Origin of the sequence: Enterococcus sp. ARL09-542 (genome assembly GCF_005234805.1) — a bacterium.
In the GTDB taxonomy this organism is placed as follows: domain Bacteria; phylum Bacillota; class Bacilli; order Lactobacillales; family Enterococcaceae; genus Enterococcus_D; species Enterococcus_D gallinarum.
Genome location: NZ_QPQX01000012.1, coordinates 66,386 through 91,203, shown reverse-complemented (window position 1 = coordinate 91,203; position 24,818 = coordinate 66,386). Strand labels below are relative to the sequence as shown.

Here is a 24,818-nt window from a genome sequence, read left to right as displayed (position 1 = left end):
CGGCGCACAGAACGCGCCGCATATCGGACTAAGTTTTATTCAAATTTGTCTTCACCAACACGATTTGACGAAGAGCCTTAAAATCGAGCTATACTGTTGCTTATTTTAAAGTACATCATTCTACTTGCAATGAAGCCAAAACGACAAACGTATTGAATCGTAAATTCTTAAGAGACAACCCATTAGAAGCGATCGTAACAGACTTGACTTATGTACGAGTCGGGAAAAAATGGAATTATGTCTGTTTCATTTTGGATCTGTTCAATCGAGAAATTCTCGGCTATTCTTGTGGAGAACATAAAGATGCCGTTCTAGTAAAAAAAGCATTTAGCCGTATCAAACAACCTCTGACAGAGGTTGAGATTTTTCATACTGATCGTGGAAAAGAGTTTGATAACCAGCTATTGATGAATTATTAACAACTTTTGACATCAATCGATCATTGAGTCATAAAGGCTGTCCTTTTGATAATGCCGTAGCTGAATCAACTTATAAGTCGTTGAAAGTAGAATTTGTCTATCAATACACATTTGAAACCTTACAACAATTGGATTTGGAGTTATTTGACTATGTCAATTGGTGGAACCACCTTCGGTTGCACGGTACACTTGGCTACGAGACACCGGTTGGTTACCGTAACCAGAGATTGGCGCAGTGAATCCTTGATAATGAGCTCGGATGTGCTAACGCTAGCGAGGCAGTCTAACTTTAACTGTTAGCTCCTGCCGAAGATCGTCACATCCGAGGAGGCTCATTGTCAAGGACAATCGGAATAGCATACGGAAAGAAGTTCTGCACCTTATAAAATTTGTCAAAAAAACTGTTGCCATTCCAAAAATGATTACGCAGGAGGAATTGTTGGGAAAGTAATATTCTCTACTTGTTATATCGATTTATTCGCTGTAAAAAAGAAATATAGAAATAAAGGTATTGGAAGAGAATTATTTAATACAGTTGAAAATTATTGTCGAATAAATAGCGTTAAATATATTTATCTAACAACTCAAGATTATCAGGCTTTGGAATTTTATTTACATTTTGGATGTAAGGTATTTGGAGAATTACCTGATGTTCCTTTTAAGAATACAACAAAATTTTTTTGATTAAGATAATCCAGTACTATATATGAGCTATAACATTAACTTGTTACCTTTAAAAATTAGTTGAAAGCAGAAATATCATTAAGCGTAATAATAGTTGAAGCTAGTTAAGTAGGGAAATAACTAGTTTCAACTATTTTTTAAACGTGTATTGTTTATTTAAATCTTATGTTTTTTAACTGATCTTTATTAAGCTTTCTAAATTTAGAAGGGCAGTAACCTAGAGTTTTGGAAAAAGTTTTAGAAAATAAAAATTCATCTTTGTATCCAACTTTTTGAGCTATTTCTTTAATTGTATTATCGGAATCAATTAGTAGATCTACAGCGATTCTAATTCTATGATTGGTTATTATTTTTTTAGGACTAGAGTTAAATTTAGATATACATAGTTTATATAGCTGACTGTAACTTATGTTAAAATATTGAGCTATTTTTTTAGGAGAAATATCGTTCATATAATGGTTATTAATATAGTCAATAATGTTAACTTGAGTTGGTTTATTTGTGATTAAAGAAGGTGCCAAAAAAGTTTTTTTAATATGATATAAAAAATCATATATACTTGCTATATTTCTTAATTCTTTTAAAGTTTCCGGTTCATCAATTAGTTCTCTATTTTCACATACTATTTTCAATAGTGTGTTTTTTATTTTTTTATTCATATTCTTAGTCAAGCTAACTGTATGAGTATTTAGTAAAGTTGTTTCTTTCAAAAATTCAGAAGTCTTATCACCTTGTATACCTAACCAAATCAGTGTCCAAGGTTTCTTTTTATCTGTATAATACTTCACTTTTTGACCTTGAAAAAAAAAGAAAATATCGTGTTCTTTAAGTTCAAAATGTTGAGCTTCTACTTCTAAGAATCCCTTACCAGATAAAACATAATGAAATATCCATTTTTGTTGAACTATATAATTACGAATAGAAGAATTGGGATGATAAGATTCATATCCGCATTGGGAAAGGGAAATTGGAGCAGAAACTGACTTATTATGATACCAAAAATCCTCCATTATTATCCTCCTTTATAGAACTAACTATGAAGAAAATACCATGTTTTAAGTATAGATTATCATGTTTAAATGGTCAATAATAATTATATACTATAACTGGATAGCGCTTTCTAATTATTTTCTTTTTGAAGGAGTGAATGTGATGATTGATAAAATAATGAATACAATTCAGAATAAAGTTTTACCTATAGCTACTAAGATTGGGAATCAACGATTTTTAGTAGCTTTAAGAGATTCATTTATAGGGACAATGCCTATAGTAATGACAGGTTCAATTGCGTTGTTAATCAATGCTTTTTTGGTTGATATTCCTGATCAGTTTAATTTACAAAAGATTACGTCGTTCTTCCAATGGTGGGTGGATATTAATAACTTGGTTTTTAAAGGTAGCATTTCGATAGTAGCTTTGCTTTTTATTTATTGTTTAGGAGTAAATATTGCCAAAATATATAAAACAGATACTTTGTCTTCAGGACTAGTCGCACTGTCTTCATTTATTATTTCCATAGGTAATTCTATGACTTCAACTTACAATTTATCGAATAATAATAATATTGACTTAACAACACTATTTACTGGTGTTGAGGGAATAACAGTTACAGGTAACAGTTTAAATGTGACTATATCAGGATTGTTGCCTGGTACACAAATTAATTCAAATGGTTATTTTACTGCAATAATCATAGGTTTTTTATCTTCAATTATTTTTTGTAAACTCATGAATAAAAATTGGACAATTAAATTACCTGATACAGTTCCTCCAGCTATTGCTAAACCATTTTTATCAATAATTCCAGCTCTAGTTTCATTGTATATAGTAGCTATTTTTACTTTTTCATTCACTAAAATTACGGATTTATTAATTATAGATTGGATATACAAAGTATTACAAACACCGATGTTAGGCTTATCTCAAAGTTTTCTTGCAGTGGTATTAGTGGCAGTCTTAACACATTTTTTCTGGTTTTTCGGTATTCATGGTGGAAATGTTATGGCGCCTATTATGGAAGGTGTATTTGGAGTGGCTCTATTAGCTAATTTAGAAGCTTATCAAAACAATGAAACTATTCCTTATGTTTGGACAAGCGTATCATACGGATCGTTTGTCTGGTATGCAACTTTAGGTTTATTAATTGCGATTTTTTGGGTATCAAAAAATAGTCATTATAAAGAAGTTGCAAAACTTGGAATTATGCCTGTTTTGTTTAATATTGGTGAACCAGTAATGTATGGATTACCTACTGTATTAAATCCTATTTTATTTATTCCATTTTTGTTATGTCCTGCTGTAATGTCTAGTGTGGCTTATTTAGTAACAGATTTTAGGGTGGGTTTCTCCAGTAACACAAAATGTAACTTGGGTAATACCACCGGTCTTATATGGATTCTTTTCGATAGGATTTGATTGGAGATCAATTATTTTATAAATTATTAATTTATTTTTAACCATGATAATTTATTTGCCATTTGTTAGAATGGCAAATAAGAAAATTGGATAATTTTTAAGTAAGTCGTAGTTAGTGTGTATTAGAAGTATGATAAGCCTCATTTTTGATATATTAAGGAAGTAGAAGACATGCAAACGTTTGAGATAAAAGAAGAATTTTTGGTAGATGGAAAACCAACTAAATTGATTAGTGGCGCAATCCATTATTTTCGCATGACGTCGGCGCAATGGGAAGATAGTTTATACAATTTGAAAGCACTGGGTGCGAATACCGTAGAGACTTATATTCCTTGGAATCTGCATGAGCCAGTGGAAGGCATCTATGACTTTGAGGGGATGAAAGACATCGTCGCTTTTGTGTCATTGGCGCAAGAACTTGGCTTGATGGTCATTTTGCGGCCATCTGTCTATATTTGTGCGGAATGGGAATTCGGAGGGCTACCTGCTTGGTTGCTGAAAGAGCACGTGCGATTGCGTTCAACTGATCCACGATTTATGGCAAAAGTCCGTTCTTATTTCAGTGTGCTTTTACCAAAATTAGTTCCTTTGCAAGTGACACATGGCGGACCAGTCATCATGATGCAAGTCGAAAATGAATATGGTTCTTATGGTATGGAGAAAGAGTACTTGCGGCAAACGAAACAGTTGATGGAAGAATTCAGTATTGATGTTCCGTTATTTACGTCAGATGGTGCTTGGGAAGAAGTGCTGGATGCGGGCACACTGATTGAAGAGGATGTTTTCGTAACAGGAAATTTCGGGAGTCATTCCAAAGAGAACGCTGCAGTGATGAAGGCATTTATGGCAAAACACGACAAAAAGTGGCCGATTATGTGCATGGAATACTGGGACGGTTGGTTCAATCGTTGGGGAGAACCGATTATCAAGCGTGATGGCCAAGATTTAGCTAATGAAGTCAAGGATATGCTAGACTTGGGTTCATTGAATCTCTATATGTTCCATGGCGGAACCAACTTTGGTTTTTATAATGGTTGTTCTGCTCGTGGTGTGTTGGATTTGCCACAAGTGACTAGCTATGACTACGATGCGTTATTGACGGAAGCTGGCGAGCCGACTGAGAAATACTTCCATGTACAAAGAGCCATTAAAGAAGTATGTCCTGAAGTGTGGCAAGCCGAGCCCCGCAGGAAAACATTTGGTTCTTTAGGAACATTCCCTGTGCAAAACAGCGTCTCACTATTTGCGGTAAAAGACCAGATGATGACGGCCCAAGAAACGATGTATCCAATAACGATGGAAGAAGCAGGACCTGGTTATGGGTATATGCTTTATTCAGTAAACTTAAAAAATTATCATCACGAAAATAAGCTCAAAGTTGTGGAGGCCAGTGACCGATTGCATCTTTTTGCAGACGGTAGCCTGCAGACAATTCAATATCAAGAAAACCTTGGGGAAGAAGTGATGATCAAGGGTACGCCAGAGAAAGAATGGATTGAACTAGATGTTTTAGTAGAGAACTTAGGCCGAGTGAACTATGGCTTTAAATTGAATGGGCCGACACAAGTGAAAGGCATTCGTGGGGGAATCATGCAAGACATCCATTTTCATCAAGGCTATCGGCAATATGCATTGACATTGTCAGCAGATCAACTCAAAAAAATCGATTATACTGCCGGTAAAAATCCGGCCCAACCTTCTTTTTATCAAGCTGAATTCACATTGACTGTCCTCGCGGATACATTTATCGATTGCCGCAGCTATGGCAAAGGGGTGGTCATCGTCAACGGTATCAACTTAGGTCGTTACTGACAAAGAGGACCGATTCATTCCTTGTATTGTCCGAAAGAGTTTTTGAAGAAAGGCACAAATGAGATCGTGATTTTTGAAACGGAAGGGATAGAAATTAATGAGCTCATCTTTTGTGGACAACCGATAGTCAAGAAACTTTTGACTAATGATTTTTCTGAAATAGGTTCAAATATCCATAACCATATAGACAGCTAGGTTAAATTTATTGCAGCAAACCAATCATTGTATGTGTCGCGATTTTTCCAAATCTCAATACTTATTCTAACGCATCACAAATATTTATCTCAACAAGTCTCGAATGATTTTTACTTTTCATTTATGGTTCAAGCAGTGAATAATTTACACTTTCTTTTGAGATTGACTTATATTCGCGATAAACATCCTAAATGATAGTAGATAATTTAAGCATTTGATCGTTGATAAAAGGTATAATTATAGATTCATCACAGATACATTGCTTTTTTCGAAGAAACTATAAAAAATGAGAGTCTAGGTTATTTGAGAATATCAATTGAGCAAGTACAAATAACTCCAAATTTAGTAATATTCCTAATTGATTATTGGTGAGTAATTAAAAAGGAATACTCAAGCTACATGTATAGCATAGAAAATCAGCATTCAATCAGACAATTAGGATTGAATGCTGACTTTTTTGTTATATTGATATTTTTAATTATCTTCTTTATTTTCTTCTAGTTTTTCGAAAAATAGGTATTCTCTGATTGTTGTATTAGTGGAAAGGGGATAAAGGAGCATATTGATCGTGCAACAAAACAACAATGAGATATCTACACAACACCAATTTGATGCCTACTGTAAAAAAGTATTACGCAATGAAGCTAAGTCTATTCGAAAACGAAACGATAAAATAAAAGAAAATGAGGAACCATTAAATGATTTAAATGAAGGTAAGTATTCATAAACTCATTTAGATGAGCAAGATGTTTATTTCTTATTTGGAATGGAGATATTAATTTCAGATCAGAAGTTATCAGCAGCAATTGATCAGTTATCGGATACAAGGAAAAAGATTGTTTTACTTTATTATTTTGCAGGTTTTAATGATACTGAGATCGGTAAAATTTTCAACATGAGTACAAGTGGTATCTGGTATCAACGAACGAAAGCGGTTGAACAATTGAAAATGGAATATGGCTTATGGTAGACAAACAAAGGAACCAACATTACCCATTAGTTCCTATATCTATTATCTTATCTGCTTTGAAAGAAGACCCAATTTCAATCAAAATGATACTTAAACATTACCACGGTTATATAACTAAGTTATGTTTAAAAAATGGATTTAATGAGGTGGGGCAATTTATTACCTATGTAGATGAATATATGCTAAGACAGCTAGAAATTAAATTGATAGAGGCTATATTGAAATTTAAAGTTAACTAATTAAAAAGTCCCCTTTCCACTTTTTCTATCTAAAAGAATCTTCTAATATTTGAGAGATATGTTTTTTAGTTAGAAAACCTATTGATCATTGAAAATTAAATAAATTCTATCAGTACGTTAACACTTCAAGGAGCATATTTTAGTTGCGCCATGATCTCTTATTGTAAAGAAGGAGCGATTAAAATTCTGAAATAGTTTTTATAGTCAATAAAAAGCGATGATTTGAAGTTGGGATAATGATACTTCCGTAAGGCTCGCCGTAAACTTGGGGAGAGGTGAAATTCCTATGTACTTTTGACAAAAGTGGCTGATAGATTAATTATTGTTAATAGAAAGGAAGAGACAATCATGTCAAAGAATAACAATAAAAGTAATTCATCAGAGTTAGAAAAATATTTGTTTCATCCAGAAAAGATAGAGGATTCTAATAATAAAATGAAGAGGATAAATCAACTACCATTAGTTTTAACGAATAAAGATTTAAAAGAACAATTTCAAATAAGTGATAGTACTTTAAACCGTCTTATAAAATTAGGTGATTTTCCAAGCTGCTGGTTTGGCATTAGAGGACATTACCTTAGAGATGACATTTTAGAATGGGTAAAAAAAGGAAATGAAGAATATTTTTGCGATCAGTTTCGTTTATTACGATTATTGTAGAATTTATCTTTTTGTCTGCATGTTGTATAATTATTTCATAGATAGAAAGATTTTCAAGCACTTCCGATTGTTGGGTTCCTTCGTAATTGGAGGTAAGAATAAATGGAAAATATGAGTCGTTTTAAAAAACATATTACTGCAACGGGAAAAATTACTTGGTACTTTCAGGCTTTTCGAACTACGAGACGAGGTTTTAATTCTAAACGTGAAGCTCAGCTTGCTTATCTTGAAATGGAAAAACAACACAGAAATAAGCAAAAAAGGCTTGCTAGTAATGATAAATTTAGTGTTGTTAGTCAAAAGTGGTTTGAATATTATCGATCACTAAACGAACAAAAGGTGGCAACGTATGATAAACGAGAAGAACAGGTGAAAATACTTAATCGATGGATTGGTGGTAAAAAATTAAGTAGTTTATCATCAGAAGAACTACAAAAATTCCTTTTCATTTTAAAAGAAAAGGGAATTGATGGCGTTAATGTTGGTTATGCTAAAAATAGTTTACAATCTCTTGTTCAGGTTCTAAATATGGTTTTTAATTATTGTAAGAAAAAGAATTTGATAAATGAGAATCCAATGAAGTTTGTTAAAATGCCTAAATATCAGTTATCTGTTAAAGATTTAAAAGAGTCTGTCAACAGTTTAGAAGATAAGTTTTTAACAGTGGATGAATTACGAGCTTTTTTAAACTATGGGACAGTTTATGAAGAGTTACCCATGTCTGTTCTTTTTCATGTTTTGTTTTATACTGGGTGTCGTGTGAGTGAAGCGCTTGCTTTACAGCCTCAAGATATAGATTTTGAACGAAATGAAATTTTATTTTATAAACAGACAGCAGTAAAAGGAAAAAGTAAAGATTTTCGAATAGAAACTACAAAAACTGTTAGTTCTGCAAGAAGAGTACCCGTCACACCATTAGTAATGGAGAAATTACAAGAATTAATTGATGTATTAAATAAAACAAAAAGAAATAGTAATTTTGTTGTAGATGAAACTTATTTATTTGTTTATCTCGATCCTGGAAAGCGTGGAGTTCCTTATCGTCGTGAATATGTAAACGATCATGTTAAACGTTGTGTAGAGCGATGTGGGATTAACAAAAATTTTCACACCCATTTGGCTCGTCATACTATGGCTAGTTTAGTGGCAGAGTATTGCAGTTGGGATGTTTTAAAGGATCGTTTAGGTCATACAGACAGTACAACCTCAAAAATATATCGCCATTTAACATCAACTGAAAAGTTAAAGCCTCTGACTGCTTTTAATTCTTTAGAAGGTTAAAAAGATGGTGAAAGTACTGGTATTACAGGATTCTTGAAAAACATTTTTTTAATAGGTTAGTCAAAGTGTAGTCAGAGGCAATAAAAATTCTTTTATATCAATACTGTAAAGACTTTTCACAAGTATCAAAGAAATTCGTCGTTAATCATTTATTATCAGATGAAGCAAAAGCCCTTGTTTTCAAGGGCTTTTTTCTTTTGGTCAGGAGGGGTCTATCATTTGCTTTAATGCCTCATGCGCAAGTAAATAAGGCTGATCATGTAGCTGCATATTTTTTAACAGTATCCCGAAAATTGTCTTTTGTTCTGACTGAGGATTCGATTGAATCCGAAGAAAAGTTTGATTAGAATCTCGAAAAAGTCATGAAAGTCGATAAAAATTATGCTATACCTAAACAAAGATAAAAATTGAAATGAGGGATGAGGATGAAAGTCACTTATTTGGGTACTGCTGCGGCAGAACGTGTTCCAGCCATATTTTGTAATTGTAGGATCTGCCGTCATGCGATGGAGAAAAAAGGCCGGGAGATTCGGACCCAAACGCAAGCGTTGTTGGATGATGGCAAGCTTTTGATCGATTTTCCTGGGGACAGTTACCTGCACCGATTGAGTGGTCGAGTGGATTATAATCGCGTCGAAGCATTATTGCTGACCCACTGGCACTCAGATCATTTTTACGGAGAAGATTTAGCTTATCGAATGTCCGGCTATGCCAATGGGATCACGACTCAATTGGCTGTCTATGGCAATGCCTATGTGAAAGGTTTTTATGACCGAGCGTTCCAATTGGAAGGACGTTACGATGAACAACGCCTGACGTATCATCTTTTGGAAGCGTATCAAAAAACATGGATCAATGGCTATGAAGTGTATTCTTTACCGGCACAACATGGTCATTTTGCCGAAGATTGTTTTATCTATGTCATCAAAGATCCAACAGGCAAAACACTTCTCTATGGACACGATACAGGCTACTTGACGGAAGAGATGTTTGCTTTTTTAGAAGCAAATAAGTTTATTTTTGATTGTGTATCAATGGATTGCACGGGGCAGACCAATGCTGACCAGATGGCCAATCATATGAATTGGTCGCAAAATATTCAAATGAAACAGGAGCTGATGGATCGCAAGTTAGCGACTGAAAAGACGATCTTTGTCGCCAATCATTTCTCTCACAATGGAGGGAGAACCTATCAAGAGATGGCAGATCTCTCAGCTTCAGAAATGATCATTACCGCATATGACGGGTTGGAGATCCATCTTTAATCCGTCTGACGATTAATTCCTGAATACTGAATGTCAACAACTCATAAGGGAGGCAAACAATAAAAATAGATCATGAAAATAGCGTGTTAAGAGGGAAACGATGTCCAGCGAGATTTAGGTGCTAGAGAAATGAGTAAATAAAGAGGAATGATTTTTCATGAGAAATCAGAAATTTGAATACTATATGCGAGAATTAAACCTGATTAAAAGACAAAACTGGATTGAAAATGACCTATATCATCTAGTTGCGGAAATGATTAAGGCTGGCAAAAATATGTCTAGGCTATCTTTAAGAGATGTAAGCTTGCGAAGTAGGAGTCCAAAAGGTCAGATATTCTATGGCTTATTTTCATTTCCTGATTTTGTCATCTTGGATGAACGGTTTGATAATTCAGATAATCTTGCCGGGGGAAGTGTAAATATAGCGAATAAAAATTTGATTTATGGCTGCGTTGAAGTAAAAAATGTCGATGAGAAGCTATTAGATCTAGAATCAATCGATCTAATATCAGAATTTGAGAAAGCAAAAAAACCAGGAAATGAACTGAATCAAGATTTAGGCCAACTCTTAGGACAAATACTATGGTTTAAAAAAGTTTTGTATACAAATGGCAATATATGGAAATTCTACAAACGAACAAGTCAAGAAACAGATAACTTTCTTACTGACAAATGTATAGAAAAGTTATTTGAGGATCGTATGAAAAATGAGGCCCCTGATTACAAATGGTATGCAGGACTAGATGACGATAATTTAAAGATTGAAAAAGTTTTTGAGTTTGTCTTAGAGAGTGATATAAATAAAGAAGTATGGGAAGAATTTCTAAATAGCTTATATTCGATTAACTGGGAAGGATAAAGACGCTATTGTGGAAGAATAATCATCTTTTAGAAGTGAATCAGGTTGTTTTACTTGCGTCTCAATGGATTGCAGGGGGCAGAAACATGCTGATTCAATGGCCAATCATATCACAATAGTCGAATGAAGCAAGAATGGATGGATCTCAAGGGATTGACTGAAAAAGGGATCTCTGTTGCCAATTACTTCTCACAATGGGTGAACTTATCAGCAAATAACGGATCTCTCAGCTTCAGAAATGATTATTACCGCATATGACAGGGTTGGAGAGCTATCTTTGAGCCACTTGGAAATCGTCTAGCACGTATAACGCTATCGTCAGTTTAATAAGCGAGTTGAGGACCTATATTTGATCTCCTCGATTCGCTTTTTTTGATAGTCTGAGATAAACCGCTTGCTGATGAAGGAGTGTAGCTAATAAAAAAAAGATACCAGTTGAAGTGCGAAAAATAAAAAAATAAAAGTTGTTCTTGAATGAAAATAGTTGGAAAATCATTTTTCATTTTCTTTTATGCCTGTTAAAGTCAATGATACCAATCATATTAACAAGACCAAAAATGAAAATACAAAAAAAACTGTTCTTAGTATTGACTCATAAAAAATACCACTACTATACTTGTATTGTGGTTATAACCAGTTAGGAGAGACATCGATGCAAAATACATTTCAATCAAAATCACTTTATTATCAGCTGGTAGAAATATTGAAACAACGAATCGAAAACAGTATGGTCGCTCATGATAAGCTGCCATCAGAAAGAGAGTTGACCAGTTTTTATGGCGTTAGTCGCACGACGGTGCGACTAGCATTGCAAGAACTGGAAAAAATGGGCTACATTTATCGACAACATGGAAAAGGAACCTTTGTTTCGGAATTAAGGACAAATGCGACTGATCTAGCTGGCGCATATAGTTTTACCGAACAAATGCGGGCAATGGGCAAACATCCTGAAACCAAGATATTGGCCTTCAAAAAGATTGAAGCAACCAAGTATTTAGCGGGGCATATGAATGTTCAATTAGGTGAACCTTTGTTTCAGTTAGACCGTTTGCGCTTAGCCGACGATCTGCCAATGATGATCGAGAAATCCTATTTGCCAGTGAAGCTATTTATGACACTATCTCGGGAACTGCTATCGATAAAACCGTTATACGATTTGTTTTCTGAAGATTTCAATCAAACGGTACGATCGGCTGACGAAGAATTTTATGCCAGTATTGCCCAGAAAGAAGATAGTGAGCTGCTAAATATTCCAGAAGGATCACCAGTGCTCCATTTAGTTCGCTCAACCTATAATCTCGAGAACGAAGTGATTGAATTTACATTAAGTGTGGCACGGGCCGATAAGTTTCATTATAAGATCAGGCATCTGCGTTCCACTAACTGAATTGGAGGAAAGAAAATGTTTATGTTGTCAAAAGAAGAACTGCAAAAGCTAGGAGCAGAAAATACTACCCGAGAAATTCGACAACAACCGGAACTGTGGCATGAGACGTTTGACCGTTATCAAGAAACAGTCGCAGATCTAGATCGTTTGTTTACAGATGCGAAACAACATGCTGGAGAGCGACCGATCCGCGTCATTTTTACAGGGGCCGGAACCTCTCAATATGTGGGGGATACACTAATTCCGTTTCTTACTAGTCAAGGAAATACGAACCAGTTTATTTTTCAAAGTATTGGTTCGACCGATATCGTTGCTACGCCAAAAGAATACCTGATTCCTGATGAGACAACGATCTTGGTCTCATTTGCCCGCAGTGGAAATAGTCCAGAAAGTCTAGCCGCAGTTAAGATGGCCAATCAGCTGGTCAACAAGATCTATCATATCGTGGTCACCTGTGCACCAGACGGTTTATTGGCTACACAAATGCCTGCAAAAAAAGAAAATCTAGTTTTACTAATGCCAAACAAAGCCAATGACGCTGGTTTTGCTATGACAAGCAGTTTCAGCTGTATGACGCTGACTGCGCTACTTATTTTTGATCAAGCAAGCAATCAGCAAAAAGAAAGATATGTTCATCAATTAAGCCGACTAGGAGAAGAAGTCATCCAACGAGAATCAGAGATCCAAGGGTATCTGGCATCAGACTTTCATCGCATCATTTACTTAGGTTCGGGAAGCTTAGGCGGATTGACTAGAGAAGCGCAATTAAAAGTTCTCGAGTTAACTGCTGGAAAAATCGCAACCGTTTTTGATACATCTTTAGGATTCAGACATGGTCCCAAATCTTTTGTCAATGAGCAAACATTGGTTTTCCTGTTTGTCAGCAATGACTCATATACGCAGAAATACGATGTAGATATGCTGGACGAAATCAAAAATGACGGTATTGCCCAACGCGTTGTTGGAATTGGTCAAAAGGGTTCATTGTTTAGTGGTGATTCCTTTGAATTAGCTGCAGATTCGTTACTGCCGGATGGCTATCTTGCTTTAGCAGATATCATGGTAGCCCAAACGATCGCATTACTTTGTTCGGTGAAGGTTGGTAATACACCAGATACACCATCGCCAAGTGGAACAGTCAATCGTGTGGTCAAAGGTGTAACGATTTATCCATATGAAAATTAGGAAAGAGTGTGAAGCATGTTAGAATGGTCTGAAAATAAAAGACAAGCAATGGAACGTTTATCGACGCCGGAGGGTATTATTACCGCCCTGGCGATTGATCAGCGTGGTGCACTGAAGAAAATGATGTCAGCTTTAGGGATGGAAGCGACGAAAGAAACGATTGAGCGGTTTAAAACCCTGATTTCACAAGAATTGACGCCCTATGCCTCAGCCATTTTATTGGATCCAGAATATGGGTTGCCTGCTGCACAAAAACGTGCAGCAGAGAGCGGTCTTTTGCTAGCATATGAGAAAACCGGTTACGATCAAACCGTTCCTGGTCGCTTTCCTGATTTGCTTCCGGATTGTTCAGTTATTCGGTTTAAAGAATCAGGTGCTGATGCGGTGAAATTTTTGCTGTATTACGATTGCGATGAAGAAGAGGAAATCAATTTTCACAAGCAAGTTTTTGTTGAACGAATTGGAAGCGAATGCATGGCTGAAGGACTGCCATTTTATTTAGAGTTATTGTCATATGATGCTAAAAATGTAGATACGAAATCGCTTTCCTATGCCAAAGCAAAACCGCGCAAAGTGATCGAAATGATGAAAGAATTCTCGAAAACCCAGTATAAAGTAGATGTCTTAAAGGTTGAAGTACCAGTAAACATGTCATTTGTTGAAGGGGGTGCAACAGGGGAGATCGCCTATACACGTCAAGAAGCTGCCGCTTATTTTAAAGAACAAAGCGACGCAACAGATTTGCCATATATCTTCTTAAGTGCTGGGGTCTCAGCGGCATTATTCATGGAAACATTGCGTTTTGCCAAAGATGCTGGGGCACGATTCAACGGTGTACTCTGTGGCAGAGCAACTTGGAAAGATGCAGTCGCTCCTTTTGTTGAAAAAGGAGAAGCGGCAACTTTAGAATGGCTGACAGAACAAGGGACACAAAACATTCGTCAATTGAATGAAGTGATAAGAGAAACTGCCGTTTCGTGGCATGAGAAAGTAGTACAGCCAGTCCAATAGAGCAATTCACCTTGCAAAGCTGACTACTAATGAATGGGAGCAGAACATGGCTACGTTTGAAATAAAAGAAGAGTTTTTAATGAATGGTTCTCCTTTTAAACTACTATCTGGTGCGATTCATTATTTTCGGGTCCATCCGGATGATTGGAGGCACTCTCTTTATAATTTGAAAGCGCTTGGATTTAATACCGTCGAAACCTATGTGCCTTGGAATTTGCACGAACCGCATAAAGGGTTATTTCAGTTTGAAGGCATTCTTGATTTAGAGCATTTTTTGTCCTTGGCACAAGAGCTTGGTCTGTATGTCATCCTGCGACCTTCTCCATATATATGCGCCGAATGGGAATTCGGCGGGTTACCTGCTTGGCTACTAAAGGAGTCTGGACGATTAAGAGCATGTGATCCGAGCTATTTAGCGCATGTGGCGGAATACTACGATGTATTACTTCCAAAAATCATTCCATACCAGTTGAGTCATGGAGGGAACATTCTAATGATCCAAGTGGAAAACGAATATGGGTCATATGGTGAAGAAAAAGCTTATTTGAGAGCTATCAAAGAAATGCTGATAAACCGTGGCATTGATATGCCTTTATTTACTTCGGATGGTCCTTGGCAAGCCGCCTTACGAGCTGGCAGCTTGATTGAAGATGATGTATTGGTCACAGGGAATTTTGGTTCCCGGGCAAAAGAAAACTTTGCAGCGATGCAGGATTTTTTTGATCAGCACAACAAAAAATGGCCTTTGATGTGTATGGAATTCTGGGATGGCTGGTTCAATCGCTGGAATGAACCAATTATTCGGAGAGACCCAGATGATCTCGCTGAATCAGTCAAAGAAGCTTTGGAAATCGGTAGTGTCAATTTATATATGTTTCACGGGGGAACTAATTTTGGATTTATGAATGGTTGTTCGGCTAGAGGCGCAGTCGATTTACCGCAGGTCACTTCCTATGACTACGATGCACCATTGGATGAGCAAGGGAATCCGACAGCAAAGTATTACGCATTGCAGAAAATGCTAAAAGAACATTTTCCAGAATATGAACAGCACGAACCGCGCAGCAAAACATCTCTATCAATGGAACTTCAACTACAAGATAAAGTCAGTTTGTTTTCTGTTATCGATCAAATCAGTCAGCCGGTCAAGACGGTTTATCCGCAAACGATGGAACAATTGGACCATCCTTATGGCTATTTGTTGTACCGCACGAAGAAACGGCGGGACGCGGAAACAGAAAAGCTCCGGATCATTGATGGAAATGATCGTGCCCAGATTTTCTTGAATGAAACATTCCTTGCAACGCAATATCAAGGAGAAATTGGTGAAGACTTATTGATTAAGCAAGCAGCAGAAGAAAATCAATTGGATATTCTAGTAGAAAATATGGGACGAGTCAACTATGGACATAAGCTGACAGCAGAGACCCAGCGAAAAGGGATTCGTAGAGGTGTGATGGCTGATCTGCACTTTGTGACCAACTGGACTCATTACTGGCTAGACTTCAGTAAGTCACCAGCAATTGATTTTACGCGGGACTGGCATCCAGAACAACCCGGGTTTTATCGTTATTCCTTTGTGCTAGAGGAAAAAAGAGATACTTTTATTGATTTGACAGGATTCGGCAAAGGAGTTGTTCTGGTCAACAATGTCACTGTTGGACGCTTTTGGGAAGTGGGCCCCATTTTATCATTGTACGTACCAAGCGGATTTTTGAATCATGGGGAAAACACAATCATTATTTTTGAAACGGAGGGCTGCTTTGCAAAAGAAGTACATTTGAGAAAAGAACCGGTTTATAAAACGATGGAGGCGAAAAAAGTATGAGTATTATTGGTGTACGTATTGATGGACGATTGATTCATGGACAAGTGGCAAACTTATGGACGACCAAGCTGAATATTAGCCGAATTATGGTTGTGGACGACGATGTAGCAGAAAATCCAATCGAAAAGAGTGGCTTGAAATTAGCAACGCCTGCAGGGGTCAAGTTAAGTATCTTGCCGATTGAGAAAGCAGCTGCCAATATTTTGGCTGGAAGATATGATTCTCAACGGTTGTTGATTGTTGCTAAAAAACCTGACCGTTTGCTCAAACTAGTGGAATTAGGTGTGCCGATCACTGAAATAAATGTTGGAAACATGTCCCAAACAGCTGAAACAAAGTCTATTACCAAGTCAATCAATGTTGTTCCCGCAGATATTGCTGATTTCAAAGAACTTGCTAGCAAAGGTGTGAAACTTTTTGCACAAATGGTCCCTAGCGATAAAGCTGAAAACTTTATGAGCCTTTTAGAAAGATAGGAGAATCAATATGGAAATTCATTGGTGGCAAATTTTATTATTATCATTATATGCAGGTTATCAGATTCTAGATGAATTACAGATCTATTCTTCAATGAGTGCGCCCGTTTTTGCTGGTCTTTTTTCAGGGTTAGTGATGGGAGATATCACAACCGGTTTATTGATTGGTGGTAGTATGCAACTGACAGTCCTTGGTGTAGGAACTTTTGGCGGTGCTTCGCGGATCGACGCCAATTCGGGAACGGTTTTGGCCACGGCATTCTCTGTTGCATCAGGAATGGATCCAGAACAGGCAATTGCTGCAATTGCTGTACCGGTAGCTAGTTTGATGATTCAATTAGATATTTTAGCTCGTTTTGCGAATACGTATTTTGCTCATAGAATCGATACCCACGTGGAAAATATGAATTTCAAAGCCATCGAACGAAACTTTTTGTTGGGCGCAGCACCGTGGGCGCTATCACGACTTGTTCCTGTATTTCTCGCGTTGGCTTTCGGTGGCGGATTAGTCGAAAACGTTGTTAGTTATTTGAATGGTGATTTAAAGTGGTTAGGCGATGGATTATCCGTTGCCGGAGCAGTCTTACCAGCTGTAGGTTTTGCAATTTTACTTCGTTATTTACCAGTAAAAAAACATTTTCCTTATCTTATTTTAGGCTTTGTTTTGACAGCATTATTAACAACGGTATTTAGCAATATCCAACTATTGGGCAGCAGTGTAGCAAGTGTTGTAAAAGATTTCAGCGGTACCTTCAACGCATTACCAATGTTGGCAATCGCACTAATTGGTTTCGCATTTGCCGCTATCAGCTACAAAAATGGACAAGCACGTCCAGCAACTAATACCGCACAAAACGAGCAGCATTCGGAAGGAGAGATTGAAGACGATGAAATCTAATGTTAAATTAACGAAAAAAGACTTCCAACAAATCAATCGGCGCAGCCTATTTGGTTTCCAACTAGGATGGAACTATGAACGGATGCAAGGCTCAGGTTACTTGTACACCATTTTGCCGCAACTACGTAAAATCTATGGGGACAACACCCCTGAATTAAAAGAAATGATGAAAACGCATACACAGTTTTTTAATACATCAAATTTCTTCAATACCATTATCACGGGGATTGATCTAGCGATCGAAGAAAAAGAGGGATTTCAGGCAAAAGATACCATTTCAGGGTTGAAAGCCGGGTTGATGGGACCTTTCGCAGCAATCGGTGATTCGATTTTCGCAGCCCTAGTGCCAACGATTTTTGGTGCATTGGCTGCGAATATGGCCATCAATGGAAATCCGATCGGCATCTTTATCTGGATCGCTGCACAAATCGTAGTCATGATCTTTCGTTGGAAACAACTGGAATTTGCTTATAAAGAAGGTATTTCCCTTGTGACAACCATGCAAAGCCGCTTAACAGCATTAACAGATGCAGCGACATTACTGGGTGTTTTTATGGTAGGAGCATTAGTGGCAACAATGGTCAATGTAAAATTTGCTTGGGCACCAAGTATTGGTGAGGTCACATTGAATATGCAAAACAATATTGATATGATTTTGCCGCGGCTCTTACCAGCAGCTATTGTCGGGATTGTCTATTGGATGTTAGGAAAGAAAAACATGACATCAACCAAAGCAATTTTCGTCGTATTGATCGTCAGTGTGGCACTGTCGGCGTTAGGAGTTATTTCGAAGTAGATGGAAAGTAGGTAGGAAGTTGATGGAAAAGCAATTAGTCTTGATTAGTCATGGCCGGTTTTGTGAAGAATTGAAAAAAAGTACAGAAATGATCATGGGGCCTCAGTCAGAGATCCAGACAGTCCCATTATTACCAGAAGAAGGTGCCGATGATTTTCGCCAAAAACTAGCAGCTGTCATCGCTGACAGTCAAAACCCTGTGGTCTTTGCTGATCTGCTAGGAGGAACCCCATGCAATGCGGCTTCTCGGTTAATCATGGAAGGTGCGACATTTGAGCTGTATGCAGGAATGAATATGCCGATGGTGATTGGCTTCCTCAACCGTACATTGACAGGAGATCCATTGGATTATGAACAATTTGGTAAAGAGAATATCCAACATGTCAACACGCTTCTCACTGCAGTAGCAGATTTTGAAGAAGATTAAGCAGAGGCAAAGACATTAGAAGTTGATCAGCAAAGAAAAACCGGCATTAGCTGTACTTCTTAGCTATCACCTATTTGCCTTAACCAAACGACAAAAAGCGCTGAAAAGCCCCAACTCTTTGAACAATTCCCTAAAAAAAGGTATGATAGCTAAAAGTATATTTTTGAAGGGACATCAAAGGGATGAAGTACTCAACGAAATACAGCGATGCCATTCATATTCTGGCCTATATTGAAATGTTGAAGGGAACCGATCTATCCAGTGATCGAATTGCTCAAAGTGTCGAGACCAATCCAGCCTATGTCCGCCGAATCATGAGTGATTTGCGAACAGCTGGCTTGATTGAGAGCCAACGGGGAAAAGCTGAACCTAAATTACTAAAAAAACCCGAAGAGATCACTTTGCTAGACATTTATTCAAGTGTTGAAAAGGACCAACGATTGTTGCATATTGACAAAAAAACCAATCCTAATTGTTTGATTGGCGGTAGCATTCAGGAAGTTCTAGATGAGACCTATGAGCGTCTGCAAAAAAAAATTGAGTTAGAGATGCAACAGATCACACTAGCAGATATCATAGATAAACTCAATGTGGCTGCTGAAAAATGAAGAGAGACAGCTCCGTTTCAAAAGCAAATGCTTGACGAAAAGGAGCTTTCTTTTTATAATCAACATGTAACCTTAAAAGTTACATGTATTTTTCTACATGTACAAGTTTAAAGATGAAAGGAAGAGAGCAATGAAAATTGGAATTATTGGTGCAACAGGAAATGCTGGTTCAGCGATTTATCGGGAAGCAAGTGCACGAGGACATGAAGTCGTAGCTATCGTACGCAATGAAGAAAAAGCAAAGGAAATGTTTGGGAATTCTGTCAAAACAATAACCAAAGACGCGTTTGAATTGAAAAGAGGCGAGTTGGAAGGTTTTGATGCTATCATTGATGCGTTTGCTACTAGCCCTGATCAAGCCTATCTACATGTCGACTTAGCAGCCCGTTTGATCCATCTTTTCCGTGGAAAGAAAACTAGATTGTTCTTCATTTTAGGGGCGGGTAGTTTACTGAATGATGCTGGCGACTTGAATGTTAATGACTTGAAAAAAGCACCTGATAGTGAAAGCTGGATCGCGATTCCAGAAAATCAATTAGACGAGTACAATTTCTTATTAACTGTTAAAAATGTTGATTGGGTAGGAATTTCTCCAGGGAACCTTTTCCAAGCTGGGGAAGCTAAACCGGCTATTTTAGGAAAAGATCACTTGCTTCAAAATGATGCCGGACAATCTGTCACATCTAGCGGAACATTGGCAAAAGCTATTTTGGATGAGTTAGAAGTCCCTCAATATCAACAAACAAGATTTACAGTTATTGATGCCTGATTTTTTTGACGATCGGGATGGTCTTGAGGAGCAAAGGAGCGGAAAGAACAGTAATGTTTTCATAATGTTTCTTCCAAGAAAACAGGAAAGAAACCATTTTAGAAGAAAGAGTTTTCGAAATTCAAGAATTCTACCAAGACAAAACTCTGCGAGTTGCTTATAATCAATAGCAGAGGTGATGGATATGGAGAAAAAAGAAGCATACGAGCTGATGCTCCTTCAGTTAAAAGGATTGTTAGAAGCGGAGAGTAACTGGTTAGCGAATCTGGCTAATTCTTCCGCATTGCTGAATGAAACGTTACCAGATACGGTCTTTGCCGGCTATTATCTGTTTCAAGAAGGCGAATTGATTCTAGGTCCTTTCCAAGGCCGCGTGTCTTGTACCCGCATCCAGTTAGGAAAAGGGGTCTGCGGGGAGTCCGCTGCTGAGAAAAAGACTATGATCGTCGATAATGTCAAAGAACATGAGAACTACATATCTTGTGACTCGGCAGCAATGTCAGAAATCGTTGTGCCAATGCTGGACAATGACCAACTGATCGGAGTATTAGATATCGATAGTTCGAAAACAAGTAGTTATGACGAGATCGATCAACTTTTCTTAGAAAAATTTGCCGCTTCGCTAGTAGCTGCACGGCGTAATTGATAAAACGAGCAGCGAATCGTGTTCGCTGGTACAAAAGAAATACCCAAACGATAGAAAGCGCAACTTTAGTTCTTGAAGTTGCTGAATTGCCGGCTTGTTTCTGAGGCAACTTCTATTCGTTTGGTTTTTTTGTCTGTACTGGTTTTTTGTGCGAATCAATGCGTATTACTTTTAATTATTAAAAAACGATGATATTATGATAACATAATTAGAAAAATTAAATTTGAAGGTGGAAATTATGAATTGTGATAACATTGTTTTAGGAAAAGCGTATGAATGTAAACCGGTAGGTATGCAAAGGAGGATCATCGGTGAGGTAATCCGCAAAATGGAAAATTGTGTGGTGATGAGTGTCGTAAGATATGATGGCATTGATCATGACGAAATCGAGGAACGATGTGGAAGAGTCGTTGCTCGGTATAATGAAATCTATGGACCAGCTTTAGTCGAATGTTTTTTTAGTTAAAAAAAGACAGAAGCTTATTGTTTAAAAACAGGAAAATAATGAGCTCAACAATTAAAAATAACAATTTAATCAATAATATTTACGATGTTAGCCAAATTTTTTCAGCAAAGAGTATCCTTTGCTGTCTGGGACAGTAACTTTCAAGGGCAGAATACTTGCCTAATAGTTACGGATCCTATTTTCTGCTATCATCGTTTTTTGTATGCTGCGATAGACTGCCAGGCGGCCAATAAATTTCAATAAAGACTTAATGATGGTACAATAAATTAAAATCGTACGCCTGGAGGAGAATGTTATGAGAGCTGAATTAGTGATCTTAGAAGAAGAGGAGTTACTGTTTAAGCTTCCCAATGAACAAGGTTTATTACAAATTGCAGATCATGATCGTGTGACAACAGCTTGATAATACTGTGTTTTTTCTTGTTAAGAATCATGCGGTAACAGCTATTACAACGGATACATTGCTGGACTTGACTCAGCCCCATGATCGAATCATTAGTATTACTCCTAGCTGGGAAATCCAGGCACCTTACCTTGCACATTATTATCAGGAGAAGTATGGTTTGTTGAAGAAAAAAAGTGAAGCGATCCCAGGTGAGCAAAGTGAGCTCATTGCATCTTGCGCAAAAAATTTTGACTTATTGTTAGATAAATTTGGCTATTACCAAAATACCACTTCCCTTGATCCAGTGAAAAAAACAAAAGCAAGGCATCAATGGAAAAAAGAATTGCAGGATCGACCTTTCTATATTGACTATCAAGGAAGTCAGGCAACTGTTTATTGGCAAAAGCGCAATGAAATGCGAATCGAAAAAGGGGCAAAATTAGCCGAAGAAATTCCATATAATAAAGACGGTTCCTTGGGATTTTCTGCTCGCTTAGGAGAAAAAATCCGCCAAGATCATCAAGCAGCGATTAAGGATCATTGCACGATAGAAGAAGTTATTTTAAAAAGTGTCAATGAGGTTGGTCTGTTTCTTTACTACGGAGGGACCAATGGTTGGTTGCAGTTAAAAGACCCATCCGGGCAGACACTCCACGAACTAACCGTGGTGGGCTGACACGACAAATACGCGATACGCAGTCGAAGGACAACGCTTGTCAGATGAAATGGATTCTCATCGGCAAGCGCTGCCCTTCTTTTTTAGCTGAACTTTCTTGAAATAAGTTTCAACTCAGTTCTTGCTGGAAGATACAATTGAGTCGTCGAATAAGGAATAATCTTGTCCACTCTTGTTTATTACTACGGAAGGTTTTCCGTTTCCTTCTTTTTCTGCACGATAAGCTTCACGGTGTTTTTGCAAGTGTTCGGGCCGCTTTAGCCAGGCTTGGAAATGTTTCTTTTCTTGCCATTTTGAGACGAGTTGAAAATCGACTGATGCTTTTTTTTCGTTGATCCAACATTCAGATTGGAGACAGCCTTCAAACGTTTTCATCGAGGCGATATCTTTGCGGATCTTTTCTGAAAATGTTTCTTTTGCTTCTGCTAAAACTTCAAATGTCACAGTTTTGATATACATGACCAACACTCCTTTTTGTGGTAAATGCACGATTTGACTTTGCATCATCATTTTCCAATTAGTATAACTGTAATTGAGAATGATTGTCAATTAGGTCGGTATTTTTCTTAGAAAATACTTGCTTAGTGAAAAAAGATGTTTCTTTCCTACCTAAGAACAGCTAGGAAAGATCTCTCCATAGGACCTTTCTCTAGGTATCTTAGAAGATTCTTTCAAGTAAGGGAATTTGACAGAAAGATTCGAATCACGGTAAACTTCACTTAACAAAACGGAATTTTTAGAATTATCTGAAAAATAGGAGGCGTCAAGAATGACAACCAAAGCAAGAGTTATCGGATCACTCATCGTTTGTAGTTTTTTTCTAGCAGCCTGTCAACAGCCGTCATCGAAAACCACAGATTCAACCAAGTCAGCAAATGCCAATCAGCCAATGCTGAATGTTCAGTTTTCTGCTGAAATGGGGAGCGCCGATTTGTCGTTAGCAACCGATTCTTACAGTTTTATTACCTTGAACAATGCCTATGAAGGACTTTATCGCCTCGATGAAAACAATGAACCCGTGATTGCCGGTGCGAGTGAAGACGCAATGATCAGTGAAGATGGGATGGTGTACACGATCAAATTAAGAGAAGATGCCAAATGGTCCAATGGGGAACCTGTCACAGCAGAGGATTATGTCTTTAGCTGGCAACGAACGGTTGATCCTGCTACCGCCTCCAACTATGCCTACATGCTAGCACCAGTCAAAAATGCTGCAGCTATTTCCGATGGAACGAAGGATAAAAGTGAACTAGGGATCGAAGCCGTCACGAGTCATGAATTGAAGATTACATTGGAAAAAGCAACGCCTTATTTTAAATCTTTACTCGCTTTTCCTACTTTTTTCCCGCAGAGTGAAGCGGTTGTTCAAGAACATGGGGATCAATATGCCTTAACAAGTGCGAATGCAGTCTACAATGGTCCTTTCACATTGGAGGATTATGACGGCCCAGGTACAGATATTCAATGGACACTCAAGAAAAATCCTGAGTATTGGGATGCAGAGTCAGTGAAGTTATCCGGAGTTCAGTTTGATGTCGTCAAAGAATCTTCAACTAGCTATAATTTGTATGAAAGCGGGCAAGCAGATGACATCACATTGAGTGGGGAACTGGCGATGCAAAATGTAAATCACAAGGATTATGTTGTTCAACCGAGCGCGACGACCCAGTATTTAGAAATGAATCAAGCAGCGGAGGACTCACCGTTTCGGAATGAAAAGTTGCGGCAAGCAATTTCCTATAGCCTTAATCGTCAGCAAATCGTTGATCAGATTTTAGGTAATGGGTCACTTCCAGCTGTTGGATTTGTTCCTTCTGATCTAGCCTTTAATCCTGAAACGAAAACAGATTTTGTTAAAGATGCAGGGACTTCGCTGCCTTATGATGAAGAACAAGCCAAGAAATTGTGGGAGCAAGCAAAATCCGAACTAGGAAAAGATACCCTCACCTTTGAATTACTCACCTCAGATACCGATCAATCAAAGAAATTAGCCGAATACATTCAAGGAACGCTTCAACAAACCCTTGAAGGATTGACTGTAGAAGTGACCAATGTTCCTTTTTCTGTGCGATTAGATCGTTCCAATAGCGGAGATTTCGAAATGGTCATGAACAATTGGATCGGTGATTATGCAGATCCGATCAATTTCTTGGAACTTTTCAAAAAAGATAGTTCATACAATCGCGGAAAATGGTTGGATGATACCTATGATAACTTGATTTCAGAAGCATCCGATGCATATGCCAACGATCCTCAAGCACGTTGGCAAAATATGGTGGAAGCTGAGCAGATTTTGAATGAAAAATTGGGCGTGATTCCATTATTTCAAAGCGCAGAGGCTCATTTACGTTCCCCAAAAATCAAAGGCTTAGTGGTCCATAGTGTCGGTGCAGCCTATGACTACAAGAATGTTTCCCTAGAGTAAAGAAACAAGCAGTAAGTTAGAAGAGATGGATCTTTC

Annotated in this window: 24 protein-coding genes and 3 pseudogenes; 25 read left to right on the top strand and 2 right to left on the bottom strand. The window is 37.5% G+C overall.

What is annotated here, in order from left to right; genetic code table 11:
- Positions 1 to 68: 68 nt before the first annotated feature.
- Positions 69 to 658, top strand: a pseudogene (locus tag DVW06_RS12870) (IS3-like element IS1485 family transposase); the annotation flags it as partial.
- A gap of 148 nt (positions 659 to 806) precedes the next feature.
- A complete protein-coding gene (locus DVW06_RS17840; RefSeq protein ID WP_137264734.1) occupies positions 807 to 1,103 on the top strand; it encodes a GNAT family N-acetyltransferase in 297 nt (98 codons plus the stop codon).
- Between the two features lie 152 nt (positions 1,104 to 1,255).
- Here DVW06_RS17840 and DVW06_RS12860 read toward each other — a convergent pair whose 3' ends face one another.
- Positions 1,256 to 2,113 (bottom strand): AraC family transcriptional regulator, encoded by an 858-nt coding sequence (locus DVW06_RS12860; protein ID WP_137264732.1) that lies wholly within the window; start codon positions 2,111 to 2,113, stop codon positions 1,256 to 1,258.
- A 142-nt stretch (positions 2,114 to 2,255) separates the two neighbouring features.
- Here DVW06_RS12860 and DVW06_RS12855 point away from each other — a divergent pair, with 142 nt between their 5' ends.
- The 22 genes and pseudogenes from DVW06_RS12855 to DVW06_RS12755 all read left to right on the top strand — a co-directional run bounded on the left by DVW06_RS12855 (position 2,256) and on the right by DVW06_RS12755 (position 22,357).
- Positions 2,256 to 3,518 (top strand): PTS sugar transporter subunit IIC, encoded by a 1,263-nt coding sequence (locus tag DVW06_RS12855; protein ID WP_137264731.1) that lies wholly within the window; start codon positions 2,256 to 2,258, stop codon positions 3,516 to 3,518.
- Between the two features lie 171 nt (positions 3,519 to 3,689).
- Positions 3,690 to 5,525, top strand: a pseudogene (locus DVW06_RS12850) (glycoside hydrolase family 35 protein).
- A 568-nt stretch (positions 5,526 to 6,093) separates the two neighbouring features.
- Positions 6,094 to 6,495 (top strand): annotated as a pseudogene (locus DVW06_RS17775) (RNA polymerase sigma factor).
- Positions 6,489 to 6,734, top strand: coding sequence for a helix-turn-helix domain-containing protein (locus DVW06_RS12840; RefSeq protein WP_002360096.1), 246 nt, complete (start codon positions 6,489 to 6,491; stop codon positions 6,732 to 6,734). The pseudogene DVW06_RS17775 and the gene DVW06_RS12840 overlap by 7 nt, the downstream one beginning before the upstream one ends.
- 348 nt (positions 6,735 to 7,082) lie before the next feature.
- Positions 7,083 to 7,394 (top strand): helix-turn-helix transcriptional regulator, encoded by a 312-nt coding sequence (locus tag DVW06_RS12835; RefSeq protein ID WP_002297662.1) that lies wholly within the window; start codon positions 7,083 to 7,085, stop codon positions 7,392 to 7,394.
- Positions 7,395 to 7,496: 102 nt separating this feature from the next.
- Entirely contained in the window at positions 7,497 to 8,675 is a 1,179-nt protein-coding gene (locus DVW06_RS12830) for a tyrosine-type recombinase/integrase (protein ID WP_137264730.1), read from the top strand.
- Positions 8,676 to 9,100: 425 nt separating this feature from the next.
- Positions 9,101 to 9,940, top strand: coding sequence for an MBL fold metallo-hydrolase (locus DVW06_RS12825; protein WP_005471944.1), 840 nt, complete (start codon positions 9,101 to 9,103; stop codon positions 9,938 to 9,940).
- A 157-nt stretch (positions 9,941 to 10,097) separates the two neighbouring features.
- Positions 10,098 to 10,799, top strand: coding sequence for a hypothetical protein (locus tag DVW06_RS12820; RefSeq protein WP_137264729.1), 702 nt, complete (start codon positions 10,098 to 10,100; stop codon positions 10,797 to 10,799).
- Positions 10,800 to 10,922: 123 nt separating this feature from the next.
- Positions 10,923 to 11,057, top strand: a complete 135-nt coding sequence (locus DVW06_RS17700) for a hypothetical protein (protein WP_260279286.1) — start codon at positions 10,923 to 10,925, stop codon at positions 11,055 to 11,057.
- Positions 11,058 to 11,451: 394 nt separating this feature from the next.
- Positions 11,452 to 12,186 carry a GntR family transcriptional regulator gene (locus tag DVW06_RS12815; protein ID WP_003127715.1) on the top strand — a complete coding sequence of 245 codons (735 nt, stop codon included), beginning with the start codon at positions 11,452 to 11,454 and terminating at the stop codon, positions 12,184 to 12,186.
- A 15-nt stretch (positions 12,187 to 12,201) separates the two neighbouring features.
- On the top strand, positions 12,202 to 13,371 hold the full coding sequence (locus DVW06_RS12810; protein WP_005471948.1) for an SIS domain-containing protein: 1,170 nt from the start codon (positions 12,202 to 12,204) through the stop codon (positions 13,369 to 13,371).
- Between the two features lie 15 nt (positions 13,372 to 13,386).
- A complete protein-coding gene (gene lacD, locus DVW06_RS12805) occupies positions 13,387 to 14,382 on the top strand; it encodes a tagatose-bisphosphate aldolase (protein WP_005471951.1) in 996 nt (331 codons plus the stop codon).
- 46 nt (positions 14,383 to 14,428) lie between these two features.
- A complete protein-coding gene (locus DVW06_RS12800; RefSeq protein WP_005471960.1) occupies positions 14,429 to 16,210 on the top strand; it encodes a glycoside hydrolase family 35 protein in 1,782 nt (593 codons plus the stop codon).
- On the top strand, positions 16,207 to 16,686 hold the full coding sequence (locus DVW06_RS12795) for a PTS system mannose/fructose/N-acetylgalactosamine-transporter subunit IIB (protein WP_003127719.1): 480 nt from the start codon (positions 16,207 to 16,209) through the stop codon (positions 16,684 to 16,686). The genes DVW06_RS12800 and DVW06_RS12795 overlap by 4 nt, the downstream gene beginning before the upstream one ends.
- 10 nt (positions 16,687 to 16,696) lie before the next feature.
- Entirely contained in the window at positions 16,697 to 17,584 is an 888-nt protein-coding gene (locus DVW06_RS12790; protein WP_137264728.1) for a PTS mannose/fructose/sorbose/N-acetylgalactosamine transporter subunit IIC, read from the top strand.
- Entirely contained in the window at positions 17,574 to 18,380 is an 807-nt protein-coding gene (locus DVW06_RS12785) for a PTS system mannose/fructose/sorbose family transporter subunit IID (protein WP_003127721.1), read from the top strand. The genes DVW06_RS12790 and DVW06_RS12785 overlap by 11 nt, the downstream gene beginning before the upstream one ends.
- 22 nt (positions 18,381 to 18,402) lie before the next feature.
- Positions 18,403 to 18,807: a PTS sugar transporter subunit IIA gene (locus DVW06_RS12780; protein WP_003127723.1), complete on the top strand. Its 405-nt coding sequence runs from the start codon at positions 18,403 to 18,405 to the stop codon at positions 18,805 to 18,807.
- 182 nt (positions 18,808 to 18,989) lie between these two features.
- Positions 18,990 to 19,415 carry an Rrf2 family transcriptional regulator gene (locus tag DVW06_RS12775; RefSeq protein ID WP_003127725.1) on the top strand — a complete coding sequence of 142 codons (426 nt, stop codon included), beginning with the start codon at positions 18,990 to 18,992 and terminating at the stop codon, positions 19,413 to 19,415.
- Between the two features lie 130 nt (positions 19,416 to 19,545).
- The gene (locus DVW06_RS12770) at positions 19,546 to 20,184 is read left to right on the top strand and encodes an NAD(P)H-binding protein (protein ID WP_003127726.1); all 639 of its coding nucleotides are present in this window, start codon (positions 19,546 to 19,548) and stop codon (positions 20,182 to 20,184) included.
- 184 nt (positions 20,185 to 20,368) lie between these two features.
- A complete protein-coding gene (locus tag DVW06_RS12765) occupies positions 20,369 to 20,830 on the top strand; it encodes a GAF domain-containing protein (protein ID WP_005471961.1) in 462 nt (153 codons plus the stop codon).
- A gap of 238 nt (positions 20,831 to 21,068) precedes the next feature.
- Entirely contained in the window at positions 21,069 to 21,296 is a 228-nt protein-coding gene (locus tag DVW06_RS12760; RefSeq protein ID WP_021149510.1) for a hypothetical protein, read from the top strand.
- 410 nt (positions 21,297 to 21,706) lie between these two features.
- Positions 21,707 to 22,357 (top strand): hypothetical protein, encoded by a 651-nt coding sequence (locus DVW06_RS12755; RefSeq protein ID WP_238696185.1) that lies wholly within the window; start codon positions 21,707 to 21,709, stop codon positions 22,355 to 22,357.
- A gap of 114 nt (positions 22,358 to 22,471) precedes the next feature.
- On the opposite strand, the gene DVW06_RS12750 is transcribed toward DVW06_RS12755, so the two are convergent.
- A complete protein-coding gene (locus tag DVW06_RS12750; protein ID WP_005471964.1) occupies positions 22,472 to 22,816 on the bottom strand; it encodes an antibiotic biosynthesis monooxygenase family protein in 345 nt (114 codons plus the stop codon).
- Positions 22,817 to 23,126: 310 nt separating this feature from the next.
- On the opposite strand from DVW06_RS12750, the gene DVW06_RS12745 reads away from it, so the two are divergent.
- Complete coding sequence (locus DVW06_RS12745; RefSeq protein ID WP_041119387.1) at positions 23,127 to 24,782, top strand: peptide ABC transporter substrate-binding protein; 1,656 nt, start codon at positions 23,127 to 23,129, stop codon at positions 24,780 to 24,782.
- Positions 24,783 to 24,818: the final 36 nt, after the last annotated feature.

Bases quoted from the DNA above. Each gene is read 5' to 3' on its own strand.
- DVW06_RS12860 (WP_137264732.1), bottom strand. From the start codon at position 2,113: ATGGAGGATTTTTGGTATCATAATAAGTCAGTTTCTGCTCCAATTTCC.
- DVW06_RS12855 (WP_137264731.1), top strand. From the start codon at position 2,256: ATGATTGATAAAATAATGAATACAATTCAGAATAAAGTTTTACCTATA.
- DVW06_RS12840 (WP_002360096.1), top strand. From the start codon at position 6,489: ATGGTAGACAAACAAAGGAACCAACATTACCCATTAGTTCCTATATCT.
- DVW06_RS12835 (WP_002297662.1), top strand. From the start codon at position 7,083: ATGTCAAAGAATAACAATAAAAGTAATTCATCAGAGTTAGAAAAATAT.
- DVW06_RS12830 (WP_137264730.1), top strand. From the start codon at position 7,497: ATGGAAAATATGAGTCGTTTTAAAAAACATATTACTGCAACGGGAAAA.
- DVW06_RS12825 (WP_005471944.1), top strand. From the start codon at position 9,101: ATGAAAGTCACTTATTTGGGTACTGCTGCGGCAGAACGTGTTCCAGCC.
- DVW06_RS12820 (WP_137264729.1), top strand. From the start codon at position 10,098: ATGAGAAATCAGAAATTTGAATACTATATGCGAGAATTAAACCTGATT.
- DVW06_RS17700 (WP_260279286.1), top strand. From the start codon at position 10,923: ATGAAGCAAGAATGGATGGATCTCAAGGGATTGACTGAAAAAGGGATC.
- DVW06_RS12815 (WP_003127715.1), top strand. From the start codon at position 11,452: ATGCAAAATACATTTCAATCAAAATCACTTTATTATCAGCTGGTAGAA.
- DVW06_RS12810 (WP_005471948.1), top strand. From the start codon at position 12,202: ATGTTTATGTTGTCAAAAGAAGAACTGCAAAAGCTAGGAGCAGAAAAT.
- lacD (WP_005471951.1), top strand. From the start codon at position 13,387: ATGTTAGAATGGTCTGAAAATAAAAGACAAGCAATGGAACGTTTATCG.
- DVW06_RS12800 (WP_005471960.1), top strand. From the start codon at position 14,429: ATGGCTACGTTTGAAATAAAAGAAGAGTTTTTAATGAATGGTTCTCCT.
- DVW06_RS12795 (WP_003127719.1), top strand. From the start codon at position 16,207: ATGAGTATTATTGGTGTACGTATTGATGGACGATTGATTCATGGACAA.
- DVW06_RS12790 (WP_137264728.1), top strand. From the start codon at position 16,697: ATGGAAATTCATTGGTGGCAAATTTTATTATTATCATTATATGCAGGT.
- DVW06_RS12785 (WP_003127721.1), top strand. From the start codon at position 17,574: ATGAAATCTAATGTTAAATTAACGAAAAAAGACTTCCAACAAATCAAT.
- DVW06_RS12780 (WP_003127723.1), top strand. From the start codon at position 18,403: ATGGAAAAGCAATTAGTCTTGATTAGTCATGGCCGGTTTTGTGAAGAA.
- DVW06_RS12775 (WP_003127725.1), top strand. From the start codon at position 18,990: ATGAAGTACTCAACGAAATACAGCGATGCCATTCATATTCTGGCCTAT.
- DVW06_RS12770 (WP_003127726.1), top strand. From the start codon at position 19,546: ATGAAAATTGGAATTATTGGTGCAACAGGAAATGCTGGTTCAGCGATT.
- DVW06_RS12765 (WP_005471961.1), top strand. From the start codon at position 20,369: ATGGAGAAAAAAGAAGCATACGAGCTGATGCTCCTTCAGTTAAAAGGA.
- DVW06_RS12760 (WP_021149510.1), top strand. From the start codon at position 21,069: ATGAATTGTGATAACATTGTTTTAGGAAAAGCGTATGAATGTAAACCG.
- DVW06_RS12750 (WP_005471964.1), bottom strand. From the start codon at position 22,816: ATGTATATCAAAACTGTGACATTTGAAGTTTTAGCAGAAGCAAAAGAA.
- DVW06_RS12745 (WP_041119387.1), top strand. From the start codon at position 23,127: ATGACAACCAAAGCAAGAGTTATCGGATCACTCATCGTTTGTAGTTTT.